The 19,660-nt window shown below is 72.7% G+C and carries 15 protein-coding genes and 1 pseudogene; 2 read left to right on the plus strand and 14 right to left on the minus strand.

Features of this window, described 5'->3' with window-relative positions; genetic code table 11:
• Positions 1 to 6 precede the first annotated feature (6 nt).
• The 5 genes from IT347_03015 to IT347_03035 all read right to left on the minus strand — a co-directional run bounded on the left by IT347_03015 (position 7) and on the right by IT347_03035 (position 6,901).
• Entirely contained in the window at positions 7 to 1,011 is a 1,005-nt protein-coding gene (locus tag IT347_03015) for a hypothetical protein (protein ID MCC6348546.1), read from the minus strand.
• A gap of 65 nt (positions 1,012 to 1,076) precedes the next feature.
• A complete protein-coding gene (locus IT347_03020) occupies positions 1,077 to 3,239 on the minus strand; it encodes a protein kinase (GenBank protein ID MCC6348547.1) in 2,163 nt (720 codons plus the stop codon).
• Positions 3,240 to 3,360: 121 nt separating this feature from the next.
• The gene (locus IT347_03025; protein MCC6348548.1) at positions 3,361 to 4,662 is read right to left on the minus strand and encodes an FHA domain-containing protein; all 1,302 of its coding nucleotides are present in this window, start codon (positions 4,660 to 4,662) and stop codon (positions 3,361 to 3,363) included.
• 5 nt (positions 4,663 to 4,667) lie between these two features.
• Complete coding sequence (locus tag IT347_03030) at positions 4,668 to 6,392, minus strand: FHA domain-containing protein (GenBank protein ID MCC6348549.1); 1,725 nt, start codon at positions 6,390 to 6,392, stop codon at positions 4,668 to 4,670.
• A complete protein-coding gene (locus tag IT347_03035; protein MCC6348550.1) occupies positions 6,389 to 6,901 on the minus strand; it encodes an FHA domain-containing protein in 513 nt (170 codons plus the stop codon). Before IT347_03035 ends, IT347_03030 begins: the two co-directional genes overlap by 4 nt.
• A 167-nt stretch (positions 6,902 to 7,068) precedes the next feature.
• Between IT347_03035 and IT347_03040 the strand changes: the two genes are divergently transcribed.
• Positions 7,069 to 7,500 carry an OsmC family peroxiredoxin gene (locus IT347_03040; protein ID MCC6348551.1) on the plus strand — a complete coding sequence of 144 codons (432 nt, stop codon included), beginning with the start codon at positions 7,069 to 7,071 and terminating at the stop codon, positions 7,498 to 7,500.
• Between the two features lie 67 nt (positions 7,501 to 7,567).
• Here IT347_03040 and IT347_03045 read toward each other — a convergent pair whose 3' ends face one another.
• The 7 genes and pseudogenes from IT347_03045 to IT347_03075 form a co-directional block, all read right to left on the minus strand.
• Positions 7,568 to 10,003 carry a serine/threonine protein kinase gene (locus tag IT347_03045; protein MCC6348552.1) on the minus strand — a complete coding sequence of 812 codons (2,436 nt, stop codon included), beginning with the start codon at positions 10,001 to 10,003 and terminating at the stop codon, positions 7,568 to 7,570.
• A gap of 1,006 nt (positions 10,004 to 11,009) precedes the next feature.
• Positions 11,010 to 11,849 (minus strand): annotated as a pseudogene (locus tag IT347_03050) (serine/threonine protein kinase).
• Positions 11,815 to 13,515: a Stp1/IreP family PP2C-type Ser/Thr phosphatase gene (locus IT347_03055; protein MCC6348553.1), complete on the minus strand. Its 1,701-nt coding sequence runs from the start codon at positions 13,513 to 13,515 to the stop codon at positions 11,815 to 11,817. The pseudogene IT347_03050 and the gene IT347_03055 overlap by 35 nt, the downstream one beginning before the upstream one ends.
• A 108-nt stretch (positions 13,516 to 13,623) precedes the next feature.
• Positions 13,624 to 14,829, minus strand: coding sequence for an A/G-specific adenine glycosylase (mutY, locus tag IT347_03060; GenBank protein MCC6348554.1), 1,206 nt, complete (start codon positions 14,827 to 14,829; stop codon positions 13,624 to 13,626).
• An 18-nt stretch (positions 14,830 to 14,847) separates the two neighbouring features.
• On the minus strand, positions 14,848 to 15,042 hold the full coding sequence (locus tag IT347_03065; GenBank protein ID MCC6348555.1) for a hypothetical protein: 195 nt from the start codon (positions 15,040 to 15,042) through the stop codon (positions 14,848 to 14,850).
• Positions 15,043 to 15,053: 11 nt separating this feature from the next.
• The gene (locus tag IT347_03070; protein ID MCC6348556.1) at positions 15,054 to 16,136 is read right to left on the minus strand and encodes a hypothetical protein; all 1,083 of its coding nucleotides are present in this window, start codon (positions 16,134 to 16,136) and stop codon (positions 15,054 to 15,056) included.
• Positions 16,137 to 16,299: 163 nt separating this feature from the next.
• Positions 16,300 to 16,824 (minus strand): macro domain-containing protein, encoded by a 525-nt coding sequence (locus tag IT347_03075; GenBank protein MCC6348557.1) that lies wholly within the window; start codon positions 16,822 to 16,824, stop codon positions 16,300 to 16,302.
• 261 nt (positions 16,825 to 17,085) lie between these two features.
• On the opposite strand from IT347_03075, the gene moaA reads away from it, so the two are divergent.
• Complete coding sequence (gene moaA, locus IT347_03080; protein MCC6348558.1) at positions 17,086 to 18,090, plus strand: GTP 3',8-cyclase MoaA; 1,005 nt, start codon at positions 17,086 to 17,088, stop codon at positions 18,088 to 18,090.
• A 43-nt stretch (positions 18,091 to 18,133) separates the two neighbouring features.
• On the opposite strand, the gene IT347_03085 is transcribed toward moaA, so the two are convergent.
• A complete protein-coding gene (locus IT347_03085; protein ID MCC6348559.1) occupies positions 18,134 to 18,613 on the minus strand; it encodes a MarR family transcriptional regulator in 480 nt (159 codons plus the stop codon).
• 33 nt (positions 18,614 to 18,646) lie between these two features.
• Positions 18,647 to 19,624, minus strand: coding sequence for a UDP-N-acetylmuramate dehydrogenase (gene murB / locus IT347_03090; GenBank protein ID MCC6348560.1), 978 nt, complete (start codon positions 19,622 to 19,624; stop codon positions 18,647 to 18,649).
• Between the last annotated feature and the right edge of the window lie 36 nt (positions 19,625 to 19,660).

Consider the following 19,660-nt stretch of genomic DNA (forward strand, 5'->3'; position numbering starts at 1 on the left):
GGCGGATCAGTAGCCGATGTAGGCGCGAAGCCCGAGGGTCGCGGAGAAGCCGGAGAAATCAATCGAGCGGTTCTTGAGCGTCGCCACGCCGTAGGCGTCGAAATCGAACTCGTCCAGCACCTTCTCGGCCCTGGCGGCGCGGCCCATGACGCGGCCGGCGATCGCGACGCGCGGATGGACCAGCAGCTCGGCTTCGAGCCCGCCGTGGAAGTAGGTTCCGTTCTTCTGCCCGGACACGGTCAGGGGCGTGCCGCCGAAGTCGCCGAACTCGATCTTCGAGATCGCCGACGACAGCAGCCCGCCGCCCGCGAACAGGTTCGCCCGCACCCAGCGCTGCGTGTAGGCCGTGTAGTAGACGCTCAGCGAGAGCGGGTAGGCGGTGAGCTCGAAGCGCGTGTCGTTCGGCGGCGCGTTGGAATCGCGATTCGTGGCGCGCAGCCGCTGCAGCTCCAGCTCGAGCGACCACTTCTGCGCGACCGGGAAGCGCACCGAGCCGCCGATCTGGGGCTTGACCGAGTACTTGTCCTTGCCGCCGCCGGGCACGGCGATCTCCGCCATGTCCTTGTTGTCGCCGTTGCCCGAGCCGAACGAGAACGACAGGCTCGCAGGAATGCGCTTGCCCGCTTCGATCTGCTCGGCAGTCAGCTCCTTCTGCGCCAGCTCGAAGACCTCGACCTCGTCGGGCCCGACGCTGGCGTCGGGGCGCCAGCCCGGCTCCTGCCGGAGGACGAACTTGAAGGCCTGCTTGGCCTCGAGGCGCTTGCCCGACTTGACGAGGCAGCGCGCCATCAGCGCGCGCGCCGCGATGGCGTCCCTGCCTGCGAGTCCGCCGGAGGCGAGCGACTGGCGGAGCTTCGTGATCGCGTCCGCGAAGTTCGCGCCGTCGTAGAGCGCCTGCGCTTCCTCGAGGGCGGGGGCCGCGGCCCACGCCGTCGATGTGCCGGGCATCGGCGAGGCGACGAGCGCCAGCGTCAGTGCCGCGAGCACGAGCTTCCAAACCAGGGATCGCATCGGAGCCTCCTTGCCTGAAGCGAGTTTCGCCGGGAGCGGGGGGCTCGCGGCGCCGGTAAGTCGGGCTACTTCTTCTGCTTCACCTTGAACGAGACCTTCGCCTCCTGTCCCGCCTTGACGGTCACCGTCTTGGCGCCGCCATCCACCGTCCAGCCGTCGCGCACCAGCGTGATCTCGTGCCTGCCGGGCAGGACGCCGGTGATCACCCACGGCGTCGCGTGGCCGACCTTGTCACCGTCGAGGTAGATCTCCGCCCAGCCGCCCTCCGAGGTCACGCTGATGGTGCCGGAGGCGGCCGCGAGGAAGTCGTAGGCAAGTTCCTTCGTCTCGCCCGCCGCGAGGTCGAGCGACCACTCCTGCTTTCCGAGCGTCGGGTGCTCGATGCGGACCGTGTGCTTGCCCGGCGCGAGCTTGCCCCGCCAGGACCGGGCGTTCTGCGACTTCGGCTGCCCGTCCACGGTGAAGTTGGCGAACGGCGAGGCGGTCACGATCACCGTGGCGTCGCCCGCCTCGGGTGGCGTCACCGCCGGCGCGGCGCTCGCGAGCGCGGCTTTGGCGGCGGCCTTCGCCGCGGCGATCGAGTCCCGCACCGCCCTGAGGCGCGAGGCGTGCGTCTTCACCGACTCGACCTGCGCCGGAGTCAGCACGGGCGCGACCGGCACGGCGGGCGCCGACGTGGCGGGCGGCGTCTCGACCGCTGGCGGGGTCTCGACCTGCGGAGTCTCGGTGCTCGTCGCCAGCGGCGCTTCCGTCCCTGGCGTCTCGGGCGTGCCGGCACCCGGCTGCCGCCCGAGCACGAAAATGGCGGCGACGGCGACCACGATCACGCCGACGATGATGCCGACGAGTGCCGGCATCGGCAGGCCGCCCTTCTTCGCGCCCGCGGGCTGCGGTGCGGCCGCGGGCCTGGCCGGTGCGCCGGACGCCGGCGGCCGGGAAGAACCCTTCGCGTCGGGCTTCGCGGCGGCCGGCGAGGGGGCCTTCGCGTCGGACTTCGCGGGCGCCGGGGCGGGCGCCCTGGATTCGGACTTCGCGGCCGACGCGGTCGGCGCGGGCTTCGGGGCGGCCGCCTGCGCGGCGGCCTCCTCGGGCGTCATGACCATCGTCGCGCCGTCGTCCACCGTGCCCGGCGCGACGGGCGCGCCCTTGGGCTGGCTCGCGACCAGCTTTTCGCGCTCGCGCTCGAGCTTCTTCAGGTGGTCGCGCGCGACCGCGTTGTTCGGATCCAGATGCAGCACGCGGCGGAACTCGAGCAGCGCGTCGTCAATCTTGCCGAGCCCCATGTTCTCGAAGTACAGGCCCTGGTCGAGATGGCGCGACAGGCGCTTCTGGCGCCACTTCTGCCCGACGGCCTCGGGCTGGCTCGCGTACTCCTTGAGCAGGTCCTTGCCGCGCAGCAGGCCGAGCTGCTCGATGATGCCTTCCAGCTCCTCGCGCGCCTGCGTGATGGTCGCGTAACGCTTGGTCACGTCCTTCGCGAGCATCTTGCGCACGATCGCGGCGACGTCCTCGGGCACCAGCGGGTTGAAGCTCGACAGCTCGGGCGGGTCCACGGTCAGGATCGCGCGCAGCACCGTCGAGTAGGAATCGCCCGGGAACGGCCGGGTGCCGCCCAGCAGCTCGTAGGCGACCACGCCCGCCGAGAAGATGTCCGAGCGCTCGTCCACGACCTCGCCCGTCGCCTGCTCGGGCGACATGTAGGCGGGCGTCCCCAGCACCGAGCCGACCATGGTCATCTGCGTGCTCGTCTCGGTGCCGCTGCGCGCGAGGCCGAAGTCCATGATCTTGATGGTGCCGTCCGGCGTCAGCATGATGTTCGCCGGCTTGATGTCGCGGTGGATGATGCGGTGTCCGTGCGCGTGCTCGAGGCCGCGGCAGACGTCGCGCATCATGAGCAGCGCCATCTCGATCGGCGGGGTGCCGTGGGCCTCGAGCCACTTCTTGAGGTCCATGCCCTCGACGAACTCCATGCAGATGTAGGCGACGTCGTCCTGCCGGCCGCAGTCGATGACCTGGATGATGTTCTCGTGGCGCATCATCGCCGCGGCGCGCGCCTCGCGCTCGAAGCGCTGCACGAGCTTCTCGTCCTCGGCGAGGTGCGGATAGAGCACCTTGAGCACGACCGGCCGCTGCAGCGACTTCTGCACGGCGAGATACACGGACGCCATGCCGCCGCTGCCGATCTTTTCCTTCAGCTCGAACGGGCCGAAGTCCTTGTTCATCGCCATGTCGTCAGCGTTCCTCTCGTCGCTCGTCGCCGCGGGCGGCCGTGAGCCACCCCGTCAGCGGACCAGCATGCTTCGGCGGGCCCCTCTCGCGCAACGGGTGATTGCGCCCGGGTCCTGGGTGTCAGCGCCCTTCGTACGCCAGTTCCACGTCGTGCCCCAGCCGGATGACGTCGTCCTCCTCCAGCGCGTGCCGCGCGACGCGGGCGCCGTTCACGAACGTTCCGAACTCCGAGTTGGTGTCCACGAGCACGACCGACCCGCCCTCGCGCTGCAGCAGGCAATGGTTTCGTGAAATGCCTTCGCGCACGATGACGATGTCGTTCTCCCGGCTCGAGCCGAGCCGCAGCGGCAGCTCGAACACTTCGTACCACTGTCCGTCCTCTTCGCCGCCCTGGACGACGAGCAGGCAGACCTGCCTGCGCCGGCGTCCGAGCAGGACGACGGCGGCGACGATGGCGAGCGCGAACAGCACGATCCAGATCGCGCCGGTCGCCCACCAGGCCGGCTCGAAGACCTCGATCGGCTGGTAGGAACGCGTGCCGCTCGGCGCATCGGTCGCGTCACCGACGCGCGCCTCGAGCTGGTGGGTGGTCTCGTCGCGCTTCCAGCGGGCGTCGCGGAAGGTGATCTCGTAGCGGTCGAGCAGCGCGCGCACCTCGGCGCCCAGCGACGGCGGCAGCGGCGAGCCCGGCGTGGCGTTCCACACCGTGCCTCCGGTGCGGGCGGCGAGCCGCTCGAGCTGCTGCTCGCCGCCCTGCCCGCCGCCGGAAACCGCGACGATGCCGATCGAGGTCACGCCGCCGCGCAGCGCCGCGGCGAGCACGTCGCTGGCGCCCGAGCGGCTGCCGTGGTCGGCGCCCCGGGTCACCACCAGCATCGCGCCCGAGCCGTCGCGCCGCCGTCCGGCGGCCCGGTTGGCGCCCGCCTTGAGGGCGTCGAAGAGCCTCGGGCCTCCCGCCGCCGCGATCGAAGCCAGCCGGTCGCCCGCCTGCGACATCTCGCGCGCGCTCCACTCCTTCACCACCGGCTTCTCGCCGGCGAGCACGACCACGATGCGGTCCTCGGACGCGAGCTCGCGCGCGACCGCCCGCAGCGCGTCGTCCACCACCGAGGCCCCTTCGCCGCGGAGCAGCGTCGCGTCCACGACCACGACCAGCGTGCGCGGACCGGCATCGCCGGAGTATCGGGTGCGCGTCTCCCCCACGCCGTGCCCATCCAGCGTCACGCCGAGTTCGCGCTCGAGCCCTTCGACCGGTGCGCCGTCGTCGTCCTGGACGCGGACGACCAGCTCGTGCTCGCCTCCGCCGGTCACCCGCACGTAGTCGATCGAAACGCGCGTCGGCGCCGCCGGGGCGGCGGAGCCCGGCACGGCGAGCAGCAGGGCGGCGAGGAACAGCGCCGGGAGCCGGCGGGGGGCACGCATGCGGCTCAGAACCCGAACCGCCGCGGATTCTCGGCGATGATGCGGATGGCGAACACCTTCGGCACGTACATCCGGGTCTCCTCCGTGAGCATCCGGCGCTCGACGAGGTACCAGTACTTCCGCGTCGAGCCGAGCATGGGATCGTCGATCTTCTGCTTGAGCGCCTTGAGGGCGTTGTGCCCGCGATTGTACGAAGCCAGCACCAGCATGAAGTACTCGGGGCCCTGGTCGCGAAGCATCTCCGCCAGGTAGCGTGCCGCCGCGCGCGTGGACTTGTCCACCCGGGTCCGCTCGTCGCGGGCCAGGATGTCGGTGTTGACCTTCAGGCCACGCTCACGGGCGGTCGCCGGCATCAACTGCCACAGCCCGACCGCGCCGGCGGGGCTCACCTGCATCGAGTCGAGCCTGCTCTCGACCCAGGCGACGTAGGCGACCGCTTCGGGAAGGTGCTGCTCGGCGAGGAGCGCCCGGATGCGCGGCTGCAGCGTGCGGGCGCGGCGCAGCATCAGGCGAATGTCGCCCGGGCTGCGCATGAAACCGTCCACGTAGCCCTGCACCTGCGCCACGAACTCGGGCGGCAGGTTCGGGTCCTGCCCCAGTTCGGCGCAGTAGCGGCGCAGCTCGTGCTCCACGAAGCGCGGGTTGTCGAGCGCTTCGACCGAGGCCTGCTCGCTGGCGAGCGCCTGACCGCTCGTGAGCGAGGCGAAATCGAAGTCCCGCGCTTCCGGCGGCAGGTCCGGCAGCACTTCGGCGAACAGATCGTGCGGCCGATCGAGCGTCGCGCCCGCGGGAGCCAGCCCGGCCAGCTTCACGAGGTCGGCGGCGTGCGCGAGATGACCGCGCGCCACGTCGGCCGAGCCCGCGCCCGCTTCCCGCGCCGCCTCGGCGAGGCTCGCGGCGGCCTCGTGGCGGAACGACTGCTCGACGCGGCTCGTCTGCTCGTGCTCGAGGACGAAGCTCACGCCCCACGCGGCGGCGAGCAGCACCGCGAGGATGATCAGGACGAGGCGCCAGTTGCCGAAGAGGGCGCCGGGGTCGAAGCCCACGCGGCGTTCGAGCACGTACTCGATGTCGCCGAAGCGCACGCGGTCGCCCTCCCGGACCGGGGTGCACAGCACGCGTTCGTCGTTGACGAAGGTGCCGTTCGAGCTCTTGAGATCGGTGAGCAGCCAGCCGCCCTCGCGCGCGTCGGCGCGGGCGTGCACGCGTGAGACGCTGGCGTGATCGATCACGCCGCCGACGCCCGGCTCGCGTCCGAAGGTCGTGATCGGCCGCCGCAGCGCGAGGGCCTCGCCGTCGCCGGACGCGGGGACCAGCCGCCACTTCTCGCGGCGCAGGAACCCGGGCGCCGCCGCCGGCCGCCGCGCGGCGGGCTCGGGTTCGCCGGCGTCCTCGGCCCCGGCTTCCGCCCGGGGCGCGGCCGCGTCCTCCGCGGTCCGGCCGCCGAGGCGCAGCACCTCGATCGTCACGTCCTCGGCGAGCGAGATTTCGTCGCCCTCGACGACGACGCGATCCTCGATCTTCTCGCCGTTGACCCGCGTGCCGTTGCGGCTGCCGAGGTCGCGCACGCGCCAGCCCCCGCGCTCGCCGGCGAGTTCGGCGTGCTCGCGAGACACCCCGGCGGACTCGAGGCGGACTTCGCATTCGGGCAGGCGCCCGAATCGCACCCGCACGGCCTCCAGTTCGACGTCCCGCGTGCGCTCGCCCTCGCGAATGCGCAGCCGGATCATCCGCCCCCGCCCTGCTCGACCCGGAAGGTGGTGTGGCCGGCGTGGATCTCGTCGCCGGCCTGCAGTTGCCGGCGATTCACCTTCTCGCCGTTCACCTTGGTGCCGTTGGTCGAGCCGAGGTCGTGGATCGTCCAGCCTTCGCCGTCGGGCACGACCGCGAAGTGATCCCGCGAGAGGTGGGTGTCGGGCAGCTCCAGCGGCTCCTGTCCGCCCGCGCGGTTCGGCGAGCGCCCCACCCGGACGCCCCTGCCCTCGAGCTCGATGCGTTTGCCGGGCAGGATCCCGTCGGTCACGAGGAGCGACCAGGCCAGCGGCCTTGCCGGTTCGGGCTCGATCGCCGCCGCGACGACCGCCGGCTCGATGATCCGGGTGGCCTCGGCGAAGTCCCTGGGCTCCGGCTGCATGAGCGGCGGCTGTCCCGTGCACTTCGGGCAGGTGCGCCAGAGCACTTCCATGAGGTGCCCCTCGGGGCAGTGCTTGAGCACGCGGGGACGCGATGGCTTCGTCATGGTCGGCGGCAAGCTAGCACCGGCCGACGGCTCCGACCAGCAGCGGATCGGACCCGCGGGCGACAAGGTGCGGCAGCGGCGCTACTCTCCCCCGGACCGCTCCCGCGACCCTCCGCGGGATCACCCGGCGACTTCCGCCCGAACTTCCCGAGCACGAAAGGATCCCCATGAAAAGCACAGCGACCGCCGTCTGGAGCGGCGGACTCAAGGACGGCAAGGGCCTGCTCGCCGCAGGCACCGGTTCGTTCGCCAACCTGCCCTACGATTTCGGCAAGCGCTTCGAAGGCACGACGACGCCCGGCACGACCCCCGAGGAGCTGATCGCGGCGGCGCACGCCGGCTGCTACGCGATGGCGCTGTCCGGGGACATCGGCAAGGCCGGGTTCACGGCAGAAAAGATCAGCGCGAAGGCCACCGTCACGCTCGAGTTCGTGGACGGCAAGCCGACGGTCGTCTCGTCGGCGCTGGTCGTCGCCGCGAAGGTCCCCGGTCTCGACGCGGCGAAGTTCGCCGAGCTGGCCGAAGGGACCAGGGGCGGCTGCCCGATCTCCCGTCTGCTCAACGCGAAGCTCTCGGTGGAGGCCAGGCTCGAGGGCTGACCGCGCGGCGCGTGAAACGATCGCGGCCCGGCGGAGGAATCCGCCGGGCCGCTTCGTTGCAGGCCACCTAGAACCGCACCTCGACCGGCTTCGAGGAGTTGCCGACCTTGACCTCCCTCGAGGCGATCACCTTGCCGCCGCGCTTGTCGCGCAGTTCGACCAGGCGCGTGCCGGTCTTCACCTCGCGGATCACCAGCGGCGTGTAGCCGCGGAACTTTCCGTCCAGGAACACCTGCTGGCTGGCCTCGGACGAGGACACGGACAGGATGCCGTCGCCGGCGCGGAAATCGTTGCGGACGGTCTCGGTCTTCTGGTGCTTCTTGAGCTTCTTGCTCTGGGTCGCGTCGAGGTAGTCCGGGTGGGTGAACTTGAAAGTGTGGTTGCCGGGAGCGAGCGAGAGCTCGGTGCGCTCGACGAGCGTCGGATAGGCGACGCCGTCCACGTAAAGCTGCCCCGCCGGCTCGCACACGACGGTCACACGCGTGCCGTCCACGGCCTGCCAGGGGCGATTGCCGGCGGGCGCGGCCGGCGGCGCCGGCTCGCCACCGGGCTCCGGCGTGGCGATGGTCGCGACCGGCTCGGAGACGCCCGGCCGAAGCGTCACGCGCACGCGCGCGTTCGCCCCCGAGGCGACCTTCGCGGCCGCCACCTTGCTCCACTTCTCGAAGCCCGCCGCCTGGATGTCCACCGAGTGGGTGCCGGGCTGAACGGGCATGAACCAGGCCGCCGAATCCACGCGCGTCGCGGCGAGGCCATCCACCAGCACCTCGTCGGCACGCGGATTCACGGCCACGAACAGCGTGCACGCGGTCGCGGTGAGCGAGACCAGCTCGACGCGCAGCGCGCCCGGCGAGCCGGGCTCGAGCTGCAGGACCGTGTCACGGGCCACGTACCCGGCGAGCGTGACGCGCACGCGCGTGGCGCCGGGCTTGAGGTTCTCGAACCAGGTCGGGCTGAGGCGCGTCTCGCCGGTGGCGGGCAGCATGACCTGCGCGCCTTCGGGCACGGTCTCGACGTCGAGTCGCAGCGTCGAGTCGGCGGCGGTCAGGCCGATGCCGCCCAGGTCCTGGCGCCTGGGGGACCACGGGCGCCAGACGAACAGCGTGAAGGCGACCGCGATCACCGCCAGCGCCGCGCCGGCGCCAACGAGCAGGCCGCGAAGCTTGTGCGCGGGCTCCGCCGCCGGCGAAGGCGCCGGCGCCGGCGCCGGACGCGCGCGCACGACGGGTGGAGCGGGCGGAGCGGCCGCGGGCTTCGCCGCGGGCGCGGGCTTCGCCGCCGGTATCGGTTTCGGAGCGGGCGGAACGACCGTGAGGGGCGGCGCCGGTCGCGCGGGCGGCGTCTCGCCCGGGATGTCGAGCATCGTCTTGTCGGGATCGAAATTCTTCGGCGCGGGGGTCGCCGCGGGCGCGGCCGGCGCGGGCGCCGCCGCGGCCGGCGGCACGCGACCCGGGTCCGAGGAAGGCTTCAGCCTGCGCACCAGCGAGGCGGCCTGCTTGTGGTTCGGGTCGGCGGCCAGCAGCCGCTCGAGTTCCTCGATGGCCGCGCGCCGCTCGGCGTCGCTGCCCTTCGAGAGCCGCTCGGCGTCGCGCATCATGATCTCGAGCGAACGCCGGCGGGCCTGCTCGGTGTAGTCCGGCGGGTTGCCCAGGTAGAGCTGCAGCAGGTCCGACGTGTGCATGACCCGGTATTCCTCGAGCAGGTCGTCGAGCGCGCGTCGCACCTCGCCCGCGTCGGCGGGCCGGTCCTCGCGCCGCTCGGCGAGGCAGCGCTCGATGAGGCGCCCGAACGCCGCGGGCACGAGCGGGTTCTTCTCGAAGATCGAGGGCGGCTTGCGCTGCGGCTGCCTGCCCGCGGGGCCGACGATGGTGTCGAAGGGCATGCGGCGCGTGAGCAGCTCGTACAGGATGACGCCGAGCGTGTAGAGGTCGCCGCGCACGTCCTGCGGTTCCTCGCGCACCTGCTCGGGGGGCCGGTAGAGCTCCTCGCGCAGCGCGTCGGGCGCGAACGCCGACACCAGCACGCTCTCGCGCTCGCGCAGTCCGAAGCCCAGCACCTTCACTCCGCCCTCGGGCGTCACCTTGATGAGCCGCGGCCTCAGCCGGCGGTGCAGGATGGACTTGCCGTGCGCGTGTTCGAGCGCGCTGGACACCTCGCGCATGACCGCCGCGGCCACCTCGGGCGGCGGCGGACCGAAGCGCTCGAGCAGTTCGTTCAGCTCGAGCCCCTCGATGAACTCGAGCACCGCGTAGATGCGCTCGCCGTCGTCCTTCAGGTCGAGCACCGAGGCGATGCAGTTGTGGTCGAGCCGCGCGGCGATGCGCGCTTCCTCCATGAAGCTGCGCACGAACGCCGGGTCGGCGGCGCTGTCGGGATGCAGCACGCGCAGCAGCACCTTCTGGCTGCGCATGGCGGAGTTCTCGGCGAAGTACGAATCCGCCGAGCGGCCGTTCCGCAGCAGCCCCTTGATGATGTAGTGGCCGATCTGGGTCAGGTCGGACATGTCGCGAGTTCGTTCCTCGAGATCGCCCGGTCAGGGCGGAGCCGACGGTTCCCGGTCCGCGGGTTCAGCGGCCGGCGGAAAAGTCCAGCATGACGTTCTCGGAGCCCTGCGGCACGACGAGCCGCCTCGATGCCACCACCTCACCGGTCTCGCGCGAGCGCACCTCGACGAGGTGGGGTCCCACGCGGAGCGGCCGGACGGGCGAAGGTGTCACGAGCCTTCGATAAGTTCCATCCACCCAGATTTCGAGTCCATTGCGCGGACCGCTCACGTACACGCCACCTTCGCCGGCCGTCAGATCCATCTCGAACGAGAGCGCCGTTTCGTGCGCCTTCGGCTTCCTTCGCTGCTCGCGCGTGCCGTACTCGCCGGCGTCCACGCGGACGGTCCAGGTCTTTCGAACGACACGGCCCGACCACGAGGTCGCCGACGAGGCCACCTTGTGGTCGTCCAGGTAGATGTCCGAGGGAGGCTCGACCCTGACGTCGAGCGAAATGGAATCCACGGCGCTCGCGGCCGTCGCGGCGACCACGGGCGTCGCGAGCGTACTTCCCGGCGGCGGAACCGTCACGCCGGTGGAGCCGGCGGCCGCCGGCGCGTGCGTGGCGCCGGCCGTCGCCGCCGCGAGCGCGGCCGCGTGCGCCCGCGCGGTGTCCGGCTGCGCCGGCGCCACGACGGCGCTTTCGGCCGCGGCGGGTGCGGCCGGCGTGGGCATCGCGGGCGCCGCCCCGGGCGCGGCCGAGGCGCTCACCCCGGCGGAGTCCGCGCCGCCGGCGGCCCCGCGCGCTCCGGCTCCGCCGCCCGACAGGCGCACGACTACGAACCCGAGCGCGACCACCGCCACCACCGCCGCGGCCGCGTACGCCCAGGGACGCCAGCGACGCTGCGCCCGGCGCCGGGCCATCAGCCGCACCGCGCTCTCGGGATCGGCGACGTAGCGGGGCAGCAGATCCTCGCTGGCCTTCAGGCCGATCTTCTGCCCGATGTCGCTCAGCGCCTCCTCGACCTCGCGCATGTCGCGCGGGCGCTGCGTCGGCTTCTTGGCCATCATCCGCTGCACGAGCCTGACCAGCTCGCGCGGCGCCTCGGGGCACAGCCGGTCGAGCGGAACGGGCTCCTCGTTCTTGATCTTCATGCAGACGGTGGCGATCGTGCCTTCGAACGGGATCTTGTTCGCGAGCAGCTGGTAGGCGACGACCCCGAGCGCGTAGACGTCGAACGCGATGGTCGCCTCGTGACCGTCCACCTGTTCCGGCGACATGTAGGCGTACGTGCCCATCAGCGTGCCGGGCGTGCTGCGCCCCTCGCCTTCCATGTCGCGCGCGAGGCCGAAGTCGAGCACCTTGACCTGCCCGTCGCTCGTCAGCATGACGTTCCCGGGCTTCACGTCGCGGTGGATGATCGAGCGTTCGTGCGCGTGCTGCAGGCCGGCCGCGAAGCGCTGCAGCACGAGCACGGCGATCTCGACCGGCAGCCGGCCGTGCTGCTTGAGCCAGCCGCTCAGATCCCAGCCTTCGACGTACTCCATCTCGATGAAGTACGCGTCGCCCATCGGGCCGGTCTGGCGAACGCGGACGATGTTCGCGTGGTCCATCCGGGCGAGTTGCGAGGCCTCGGCGGCGAAACGCTCGACGAAGCTTTCGTGCCGGGCGAGGTGGTCCTTGAGGATCTTGATGACGACGCGCTTCTCGAGCGCCTTGTGCGTCGCGAGGTAGACGAGCCCCTGTCCGCCTTCGGCGCTGATCAGCTTCTCGAGGACGTACGGACCGAAGTCGCGTGGCTCGACGGCAGCCATCGTTTCCGCTCCGCCTTCAGCGTCCGGCGCCGAATCGGTACTCGGCGCGCGTCGTCGCTCCCGCCGTGACGGTCACTTCGGCCGGCCCCTGCGCGGGCGCGCTCTTCGGCCGCACCACGGTGATGCGGTGCGACCCCGGCGAGAGCCCGCGCACCGTGCAGGGCGCCGGCTCGGGGTACTGCGCGCCGTCCACCATCACGCGCGCGGTCGAGGCGCCCGAGAGCACGATCTCGACGCTGCCGAGCGTTCCCGCGTCGGGGAACTCGGCGACCAGCGAGTAGCTGCCGCCCGGCTCGACGTGGACCTGCACGTCCACCGCTCCGCCGCTGATGCCTTCGACGCGCAGGACGTGGTCGCCGGCGGGCATGGTCTTGGAGAGGAAGCCGACGTCGAACGCGTAAGGGTCGCCGTCCACGAAGAACGTGCTCGGCTGGAACGGCCGCGTCATCAGGCGCACGGTGCCGGTGCCCGCCTTGCCGCTCGCCGCGGCCGCGGGTTTCGGCGTGGCCGGCGCCGGCTTCGTCGCCGGGGCCGCGGGTCTCGGCGTGGTCGGCGCCGGTGTGGCCGGCGCCGCGCTCGTCGCTGGCGGCGCGACCGAGGAGGACGGCGCTCCGGTCACCGGTGGCTCCGACTGCGGCGTCACGGCCGCCGGCGCGCCCTCGGGCGATGTCACGTTCGCGTTCCCGGACACGAGTGGCGAACCCGCTTCGGGATTCGCCGGCGCCGTCCCGCCGTCGCGAACCGCGGCGGACTGCGGGCCGGCGACGGGCTTCTTCAGTTGCCCGAGCAGCATCGCTCCCACCGCCACGACCAGCAGCGTCATCACGACCGCCGCGCCGCCGAGCAGGCCCAGGTTCGGCGGCAGCCCGCGCTTCGGTTCGCCTGCGGCCGGCCGCGCCGACGCCGCCTTCGCGCCCGTGGCCGCCGGGGCGCCGGCCCCGCCCACGCGCACGACGATGGCGGTGATGTTGTCGGGGCCACCGCGCTCGTTGGCGAGATCAATGAGTCCCTCGCAGGCTTCCGCGGGCGGGTACTCGGTGGCGATCGCGCCGATCTCGTAGTCGGTCACCTGTCCGTGCAGGCCGTCGCTGCACACGACGAGCGCGTCGCCGGGCTTGAGCTTGTCCACGACGCGCTCGGCGTCCACCTGCACGCTTTCCAGCGCACCGACGCTGCGCGTGACGACGTTGCGGCGGTGGTCGTGCTTGGCCTCGGCCTCGGTCAGGTGCCCCTTCTCGATCAGCTCGGCGACCAGCGAGTGGTCGCGGGTCAGCTTCTGGACCTTGCCGCCGCGGACCAGGTAGGCGCGGCTGTCGCCGACATGCCCGACCCAGACCTCGCGCCCGCGCAGCAGCACGGCGGTGCAGGTCGTGCCCATGCCGCGCTGATCCGCGTTGGCCGCCGCCTGCGTGTGGACCTTGTCGTTGGCGGCCTCGATCGCGCCCCGCAGCGCGCCCGCCGGGTCGTTCGGGTCGGCCGAGCGCACCCCCGCGAGGACGGTCTCGACCGCGAGCTGGCTCGCCACCTCGCCGGCGCTGGCGCCGCCCATGCCGTCGCACACGACCAGCAGCATGCCGTGCTTCGCGCGCACGGCGCCGTCGTCGCTCACCCACAGCGCGTGCGAATCCTCGTTGCCCGTCCGCTTGCGTCCGACGTCGGTCGCGCTGGCGATGAGGAGGCCTTCGGCTTCGAGTTGGTTCGTTACCGGATGGTCCACGGCCACCGACTTGGGTTCGGGTTCCCGTTCACCCCCGGCTCGGGGGCGGCCAGTTGATCGGACAGGCGAGACAAACTGCCATCGGACGCGGTGTTCGCCAAACGAAATCTAACGGACTCTCGATGATTCGGCACGCGCGACCGGGAGCCGACCCGCCCGGTTCCCGGACGTCGTCGAGTGGGCGGTCGTCCGACGCGACGCCGTGCGTGTCGCGTGCATCGGTGCGGCAGCATACACGAGCGGCGCGCCGTCGCACGCGGCCCACGCCCGGCGCGAAAGCGCCGTCAGCGCGAGATCGCGTGTCCGCGGATCGGCCCAGCGCAGCAGCCCGCCCGTTCGACGCGGGCCGCGCGGGACGACCGCCCACAGTTCGACCTCGATGTCCCTGTGGGTGATGACGTGGCGGACGCGAATGCCGGTATCGCGCAGCTCCGCGACCACCCCGAGCGACGCGAGCCGCGCGCGCAGCGCCGCCGCCGCGTCTTCGCGGCGCCCCAGATCCACGCCGGGCGGCTCCCAGAGCCGCTCGAGCAGTGCGCCCTCGCGGCGTGCGACCAGCAGCCGGCCGCCGCGCGAGACGATGGCCACGGCGCGCCGCAGGCGCACGCGCTCGCGCCGGGCCGCCGCGGGCGGAAAGGCGTCCGGCGTGCCGCGCGCGAAGGCGCGGCAGCCGCGCCGCACAGGGCAGTCCGCGCAGCGCGGCGCGCGCGGCGTGCAGAGCGTCGCCCCGAGCTCCATCAGCGCCTGGTTCCAGTCTCCGGGGGCCTTCGCGGCCTGCGGCGTCGCGACGAGCGCTGCGGCCAGCGTCCACAGCGCCCGCGCGCCGGCGGGAGTCTTCACCTGCAGCGGCCGTGCGCTCCAGCGCGCGAGCACCCGCGCGACGTTGCCATCCACCACCGGCACCCTCGCGCCGAAGCCGATGCTCTGCACCGCGCCCAGCGTGTAGCGCCCGACCCCCGGCAGCGCGGCGAACGCCTGCGCCTGCGCGGGAACCCTCCCGCCGTGCTCGCGCACGACGGTGCGGGCGGCGGCGTGCAGGTGGCGCGCGCGGCGGTAGTAGCCCAGGCCAGCCCAGGCGGCGAGCACGTCGTCCGCGGGGGCGGCGGCGAGCGAGGCGACGTCGGGGAAGCGCGCGACGAAGCGTTCGTAGTAGGGCGTCGCGGTCGCGACCTGCGTCTGCTGGAGCATCACCTCGGACACCCAGACGCGGTACGGGTCGCGCGTGCGGCGCCACGGCAGGTCGCGGCGTTCGCGGCGGTACCAGTCGAGGAGCGCGGCGCGAAGCCGCGGCGTCAGCAGGAGCGGGGCACGCATGGGGCGACCGAACCGGATTCAGCCGCGCTTGATCTCGGCGATGTCCTTGAGGTTGGGCGTCGGCACCTGCGTGCCGGTCCAGGCGCACTGCATGACGACGCCGCAGCGCGGGCACTCCATTTTCGTGCTGGTGCCTTCCTCGGCCGTCGCCATCCAGCGCTCCAGCTTGGTCTGGCAGCCCGGCGTGTAGCACAGGTAGATGCACAGCGGCATCGCTTGCTCCTCTAGCGGGGCGCGTCTCCCCGGTCCCCGTCCTCGAAAACCAGCGCGTGCAGCGTGACGCCGGACTCGTCCGGCGAGAGCTTGAGGACCCGTTCGCCCCGTCCTCGTTCGATCCAGTAGAGCCCGGGCGCGGCGACCTCCAGGAAGGCCGCGCCCTGCGAGTCCGTGACGACGTCCTCACCGCGCAACTCCGCGGCCGGCCAGTGATCGTCGAGCAGGATCCACAGCCGTCCGTGCGCACCGGCGGGCGGACTCACGACCACGCCGACGCGCGCCGCACTATAGCGAATGGCCGCGAAGTTCGCCGCCCCGCCACGCGTCGCCTCGAGTCCGTCGGTGCGCAGCCGCCACCCTCCGACCGGATACGGCACCCAGCGCCGGCCCTGCTCCTGGTAACGGAACTCGGCGGTGAAGACGCCCTCGTACCCCGCCGGAAGTCCCTTGAGCGGGCCCCCGGCGTTCTCGCCCGCGCCGAGTCGGACGATCCGGACGGCGGGCAGAGGAGGCGGTGACAGCGCCGGCGGCGCCCCCGCTCCGTGCGTGCGCACGGCCCAGGCGTGCAAGGCGGCGTCCGCCTTCGCGAGATCGTCCACCTCGTCCACGATCACCCGGCCGCTTTCGTCGGCGACGACGACGTGCGGCCCGTCCGTCGCTCCGCCGAAGCGCGCCGCGAGGACGCCCGCGGGGTCGCTCGCGACGGGGAACGAGATCCCCTCCCGCCGCACCATCGCGCCCACGAACGAGGTGTCGGCGGCGTACGCGTACTCGGGAACGTGAATGGCGAGCACCCGGACTCCGAGCGGCCGGTAGGCCGCGTTCCAGGCTTCGAGCGTCGCGAGCGCCGTGGAGGCGCGCGGATCGGCGCTGCTCAAGAGGAGCGCGACGACGGGATGGCCGCGCAATGAATCCGGGGCGAAGGGCCCGCCGTTCCACCAGGCGAGCGGCGCATCGAGCGACGGAAACCCCGACGCCGCGGGCACGGCGGGCCGCAGCCCGGGCAGGAACCGCGGCGCGAGCCGCAGGGTGAGCAGCACGAGCGCGAGCACGAAGACGACGGCGACGAGCGGGATGAAGAGGCGGCGCATGGCGCCGGCAGTATACGGGCGGCGGCCCCGGGCACCCCGGGCGGAGCGTCACCGTGCGAAGGACGCGAGCCGCCGTCCCTCGGGCCCGATGGCGCCGGCGCCGGACGCGAAGCCTCCCCACGGAACCGCCCCGACAGCGGCGTCGCGTGCCCGCGAGCGGAGCCTACAGACCCAGTTCCACCCGCACGCGCTGGTAGACCTCGAGCGTCCCCGCATCGAAGCAGGCGCACGTCACCTGCTTCAGGTGCGCCGCCCAGCCGAGCGCGCTCGCGATCTCGCGCAGGGCGATGCGCGTCGCACGCTCGAGCGGGAAGCCGTAGATGCCGGTGCTGATGGCCGGGAAGGCGACGGTCGCGAGCCGGCTGCTGTCGGCCAGCGAGAGGGCCGCGCGATAGCAGGTGGCGAGCAGCCGGTCCTCGTCGTGACTGCCGCCCTTCCACACGGGACCGACCGCGTGAATCACGACGCGGGCCTTGAGCCCGAAGCCCGGCGTCGCGCGCGCGTCGCCGGTCGGACACGGCCCCGCGTCCTGGCAGGCTTCGGCCAGCTCGGGCCCCGCGGCGCGATGAATCGCGCCGCACACGCCACCGCCCGGCATGAGCGCGATGTTGGCGGCGTTGACGATCGCGTCCACGTCGAGCGTGGTGATGTCGGCCTGAACGAGCACGAGCCGGTCGCCGAGCGACATGGCTCCCTCCTCGGGGTGTGCGCGACACTTTCTTCTCCGGCCGTTCCCGAAGGCGGCGCGTCCGGACGCTACCCCAGCCCGGGCGCATGGCTCCAGCGGCAACCGCCCGGGCCGCCTGCCGGTTCGCGGCCGACGTCGCGCGCCGGCCGCATTCCCGAGGCGGCGGCGCCCGCGGGCGCGCGCAGGGCCGTCCTGCCGAACCCGCATGGCGCTTCATTGCCCGGGCCACGGCCCGCGCGTACCCTTGCCGCCGTGCCACCGATCCAGCCCGCTTCTCGCGCACCGCTCGTGGACACGCACGGCCGCACCGTGCGGGATCTGCGCATCTCGGTCACCGACCGCTGCAACCTGCGGTGCGTCTACTGCATGCCCGCCGAAGGCATGCCGTGGCTGCCGCGCGCGGAAATGCTCACCTACGAGGAACTGGCGCGGCTCGCGCGCGTGTGCGTCGAGTGCGGGGTGACGGGCATCCGCCTGACCGGCGGCGAGCCGACCGTTCGCGCGGACCTGCCCGTGCTCGTGCGCATGCTGGGCGAAATCCTCCCGGGCCTCGACCTGAGCCTGACGACGAACGCGCTCAAGCTGCCGAAGCTGGCGGGAGAGCTGCGGGCGGCCGGATTGCGGCGCGTCAACATCAGCCTCGACACGCTCTCGCGCGAGCGCTTCCACCGGCTCGCGCGCCGCGACCGGTTCGAGGAGACGCTCGCCGGACTCGAAGCCGCCCGGCGCGCGGGGTTCTCGCCCATCAAGATCAACTCGGTGCTGATGCGCGGCCACAACGAGGACGAGGCGGTGCCGCTCGCCCGCTGGGCGCGCGAGCGGGGCTTCGAGCTGCGCTTCATCGAGTGGATGCCGCTCGACTTCGGACGCACGTGGGACCGCTCGCGGCTCGTCACGGCCGACGAGATCCTCGCGCAGGTCGCGGCCGAGTTTCCGCTGGAGCCCGAGCCGGGCGCCGACCCCTCCGCGCCGGCCACGATGTACCGCTACCGCGATGGCGGCGGCCGCGTCGGCGTCATCGCTTCGGTGACGCGCCCGTTCTGCGGCCGCTGCGACCGCATCCGCCTGACCGCCGACGGGCAGATCCGCACCTGCCTGTTCGCCCACGACGAGTACGACCTGCGCGGCCTGCTGCGCTCCGCGGCGGACGACGACGCGCTCGAGCGGCGCCTGCGCGAAGCCGTGCTGCGCAAGCAACCGGGCCATCTCATCAGCCGGCCCGGCTTCGTCCAGCCCGCGCGCGGCATGAGCGCCATCGGCGGCTGACACGGCCGGCCGCGCCCGGCCGCGAGGCGTTCCCGGGGCGGCTTCAGGAGTCCCGGGCGACTTCCTCGCCGTAGATCTTTTCGCACAGGCGCGACAGTTCCAGCGCCTCGTCCTCGGTCAGCCGGCCCGCGAAGGCCTGCTCCACCGCCCGCACCCTGGGCTGCGTGAGCGCCAACAGCTGCCGCCCGCGCGGCGTGATGCGCGCCACCGAGTGGCGTCCGTCGCGCTCGGACCGCCCGCGCTGGACCAGCCCGCGTCGGACGAGCCGGTCAATCAGCCGGGTGAGATCGGAGGCGCGGTCCAGCATGCGGCGCGCCACCTCGGCGCGGCAGTAGCCCTCGGGATGGGCGCCGTTGAGGATCCGCAGCACGTTGTACTGCGTCATGGTCAGATCGGCGTCTTCGAACACGCCGTCGTACAGGCCGCGCACGAAGGACGCCGTCACCCAGAGGTTGAGGATCGCCTCCTGGACCGGCCCGTCGAACTTCTCGGACAGGAGCCGCTTATGGAGAGTCCGTCCCATCGGCGGCCAAGCTATCCCGCCCGCGGCGTCCGCTCAACCGGCGGCCGGCTTCTCGCCGAGGAACATGACCTCCTCCTCGAGCTCGACGCCGAAGCGTTCCCGGACGAGCGACTTGAGCCGCTCGGCCAGCGTCAGCACGTCGCGCGCGGTGGCGCGGCCGGCGTTGACCAGGATGTTGGCGTGCTTCGCGAACACCATCGCGTCGCCCACCCTCATGCCGCGGGCGTCGCAGGCGTCGAGCAGCGCGCCCGCGGCCACGCGGTGCGTTCCCGGCGAATGCGGCAGACCGGGAACCTGAAAGCCCGGCGGCAGGTTCTTGAAGTACGAGCCGGCCGTCGGCTCCTCGCGCCACTGCGGGTGCTTGACGCGGCGGATCTCGAGCTTCTCGTCCATCTCGCGCTGGATCTGCGCGGGGTCACCCGCCTCGAGCTTGAGCAGGCACGACAGCAGCACGCGCGGTTCGCGCTTCAGCCGCGAGTCGCGATAGGCGAACTCGAACCACGCCGCCGGCAGCGTCTCGAGCCGGGAGCCGTCGAGGCTCGCGACCGAACACTCGACGACGCGCGAGCCGATGTCCTGCCCGTAGCAGCCCGCGTTGCCGAACACGGCCCCGCCCACCGAGCCCGGAATGCCGGCGGCGTAGGCGAGCCCGGCGAGCCCGCGGCGCTGGCAGCGGCGAAGGAACTCCAGGTAGTCGGCGCCGCACCCCACGAGCGCCGCCGTTCCGTCGAACTGGACGTCCTCGCAGGCGTTGCGCACGACCAGCCCGCGGAATCCCTCGTCGGAAACGAGCAGGTTGCTGCCGCCGCCGAGCAGGAAGACCGGCAGCTCGAGCGCGTGCGCGGCCGACAGCGCGGCGACCAGCGACTCGGGAGTGCGGGCGGCGACGAACCAGTCGGCCGGCCCGCCGATGCGGAACGTGGTGTGGTGCCGGAGCGGCTCGTCGGTGAGGAGGGCGTCGCCGACCGCCTCGCGAAGGCGGGACTCGACGGAAGCGCGTGCGAGTGTCATCGGCGCCAATGTGCCCGCGGCTCCCCCGCGGGTCAA

This window comes from Candidatus Eisenbacteria bacterium (genome assembly GCA_020847735.1).
Taxonomy (GTDB): domain Bacteria; phylum Eisenbacteria; class RBG-16-71-46; order RBG-16-71-46; family RBG-16-71-46; genus CAIXRL01.

Bases quoted from the DNA above. Each gene is read 5' to 3' on its own strand.
- IT347_03035 (MCC6348550.1), bottom strand. From the start codon at position 6,901: ATGACGAAGCCATCGCGTCCCCGCGTGCTCAAGCACTGCCCCGAGGGG.
- IT347_03065 (MCC6348555.1), bottom strand. From the start codon at position 15,042: ATGCCGCTGTGCATCTACCTGTGCTACACGCCGGGCTGCCAGACCAAG.
- IT347_03030 (MCC6348549.1), bottom strand. From the start codon at position 6,392: ATGATCCGGCTGCGCATTCGCGAGGGCGAGCGCACGCGGGACGTCGAA.
- IT347_03070 (MCC6348556.1), bottom strand. From the start codon at position 16,136: ATGCGCCGCCTCTTCATCCCGCTCGTCGCCGTCGTCTTCGTGCTCGCG.
- IT347_03085 (MCC6348559.1), bottom strand. From the start codon at position 18,613: ATGGGACGGACTCTCCATAAGCGGCTCCTGTCCGAGAAGTTCGACGGG.
- IT347_03020 (MCC6348547.1), bottom strand. From the start codon at position 3,239: ATGGCGATGAACAAGGACTTCGGCCCGTTCGAGCTGAAGGAAAAGATC.
- mutY (MCC6348554.1), bottom strand. From the start codon at position 14,829: ATGCGTGCCCCGCTCCTGCTGACGCCGCGGCTTCGCGCCGCGCTCCTC.
- IT347_03045 (MCC6348552.1), bottom strand. From the start codon at position 10,003: ATGTCCGACCTGACCCAGATCGGCCACTACATCATCAAGGGGCTGCTG.
- IT347_03015 (MCC6348546.1), bottom strand. From the start codon at position 1,011: ATGCGATCCCTGGTTTGGAAGCTCGTGCTCGCGGCACTGACGCTGGCG.
- murB (MCC6348560.1), bottom strand. From the start codon at position 19,624: ATGACACTCGCACGCGCTTCCGTCGAGTCCCGCCTTCGCGAGGCGGTC.
- IT347_03040 (MCC6348551.1), top strand. From the start codon at position 7,069: ATGAAAAGCACAGCGACCGCCGTCTGGAGCGGCGGACTCAAGGACGGC.
- IT347_03025 (MCC6348548.1), bottom strand. From the start codon at position 4,662: ATGCGTGCCCCCCGCCGGCTCCCGGCGCTGTTCCTCGCCGCCCTGCTG.
- IT347_03075 (MCC6348557.1), bottom strand. From the start codon at position 16,824: ATGTCGCTCGGCGACCGGCTCGTGCTCGTTCAGGCCGACATCACCACG.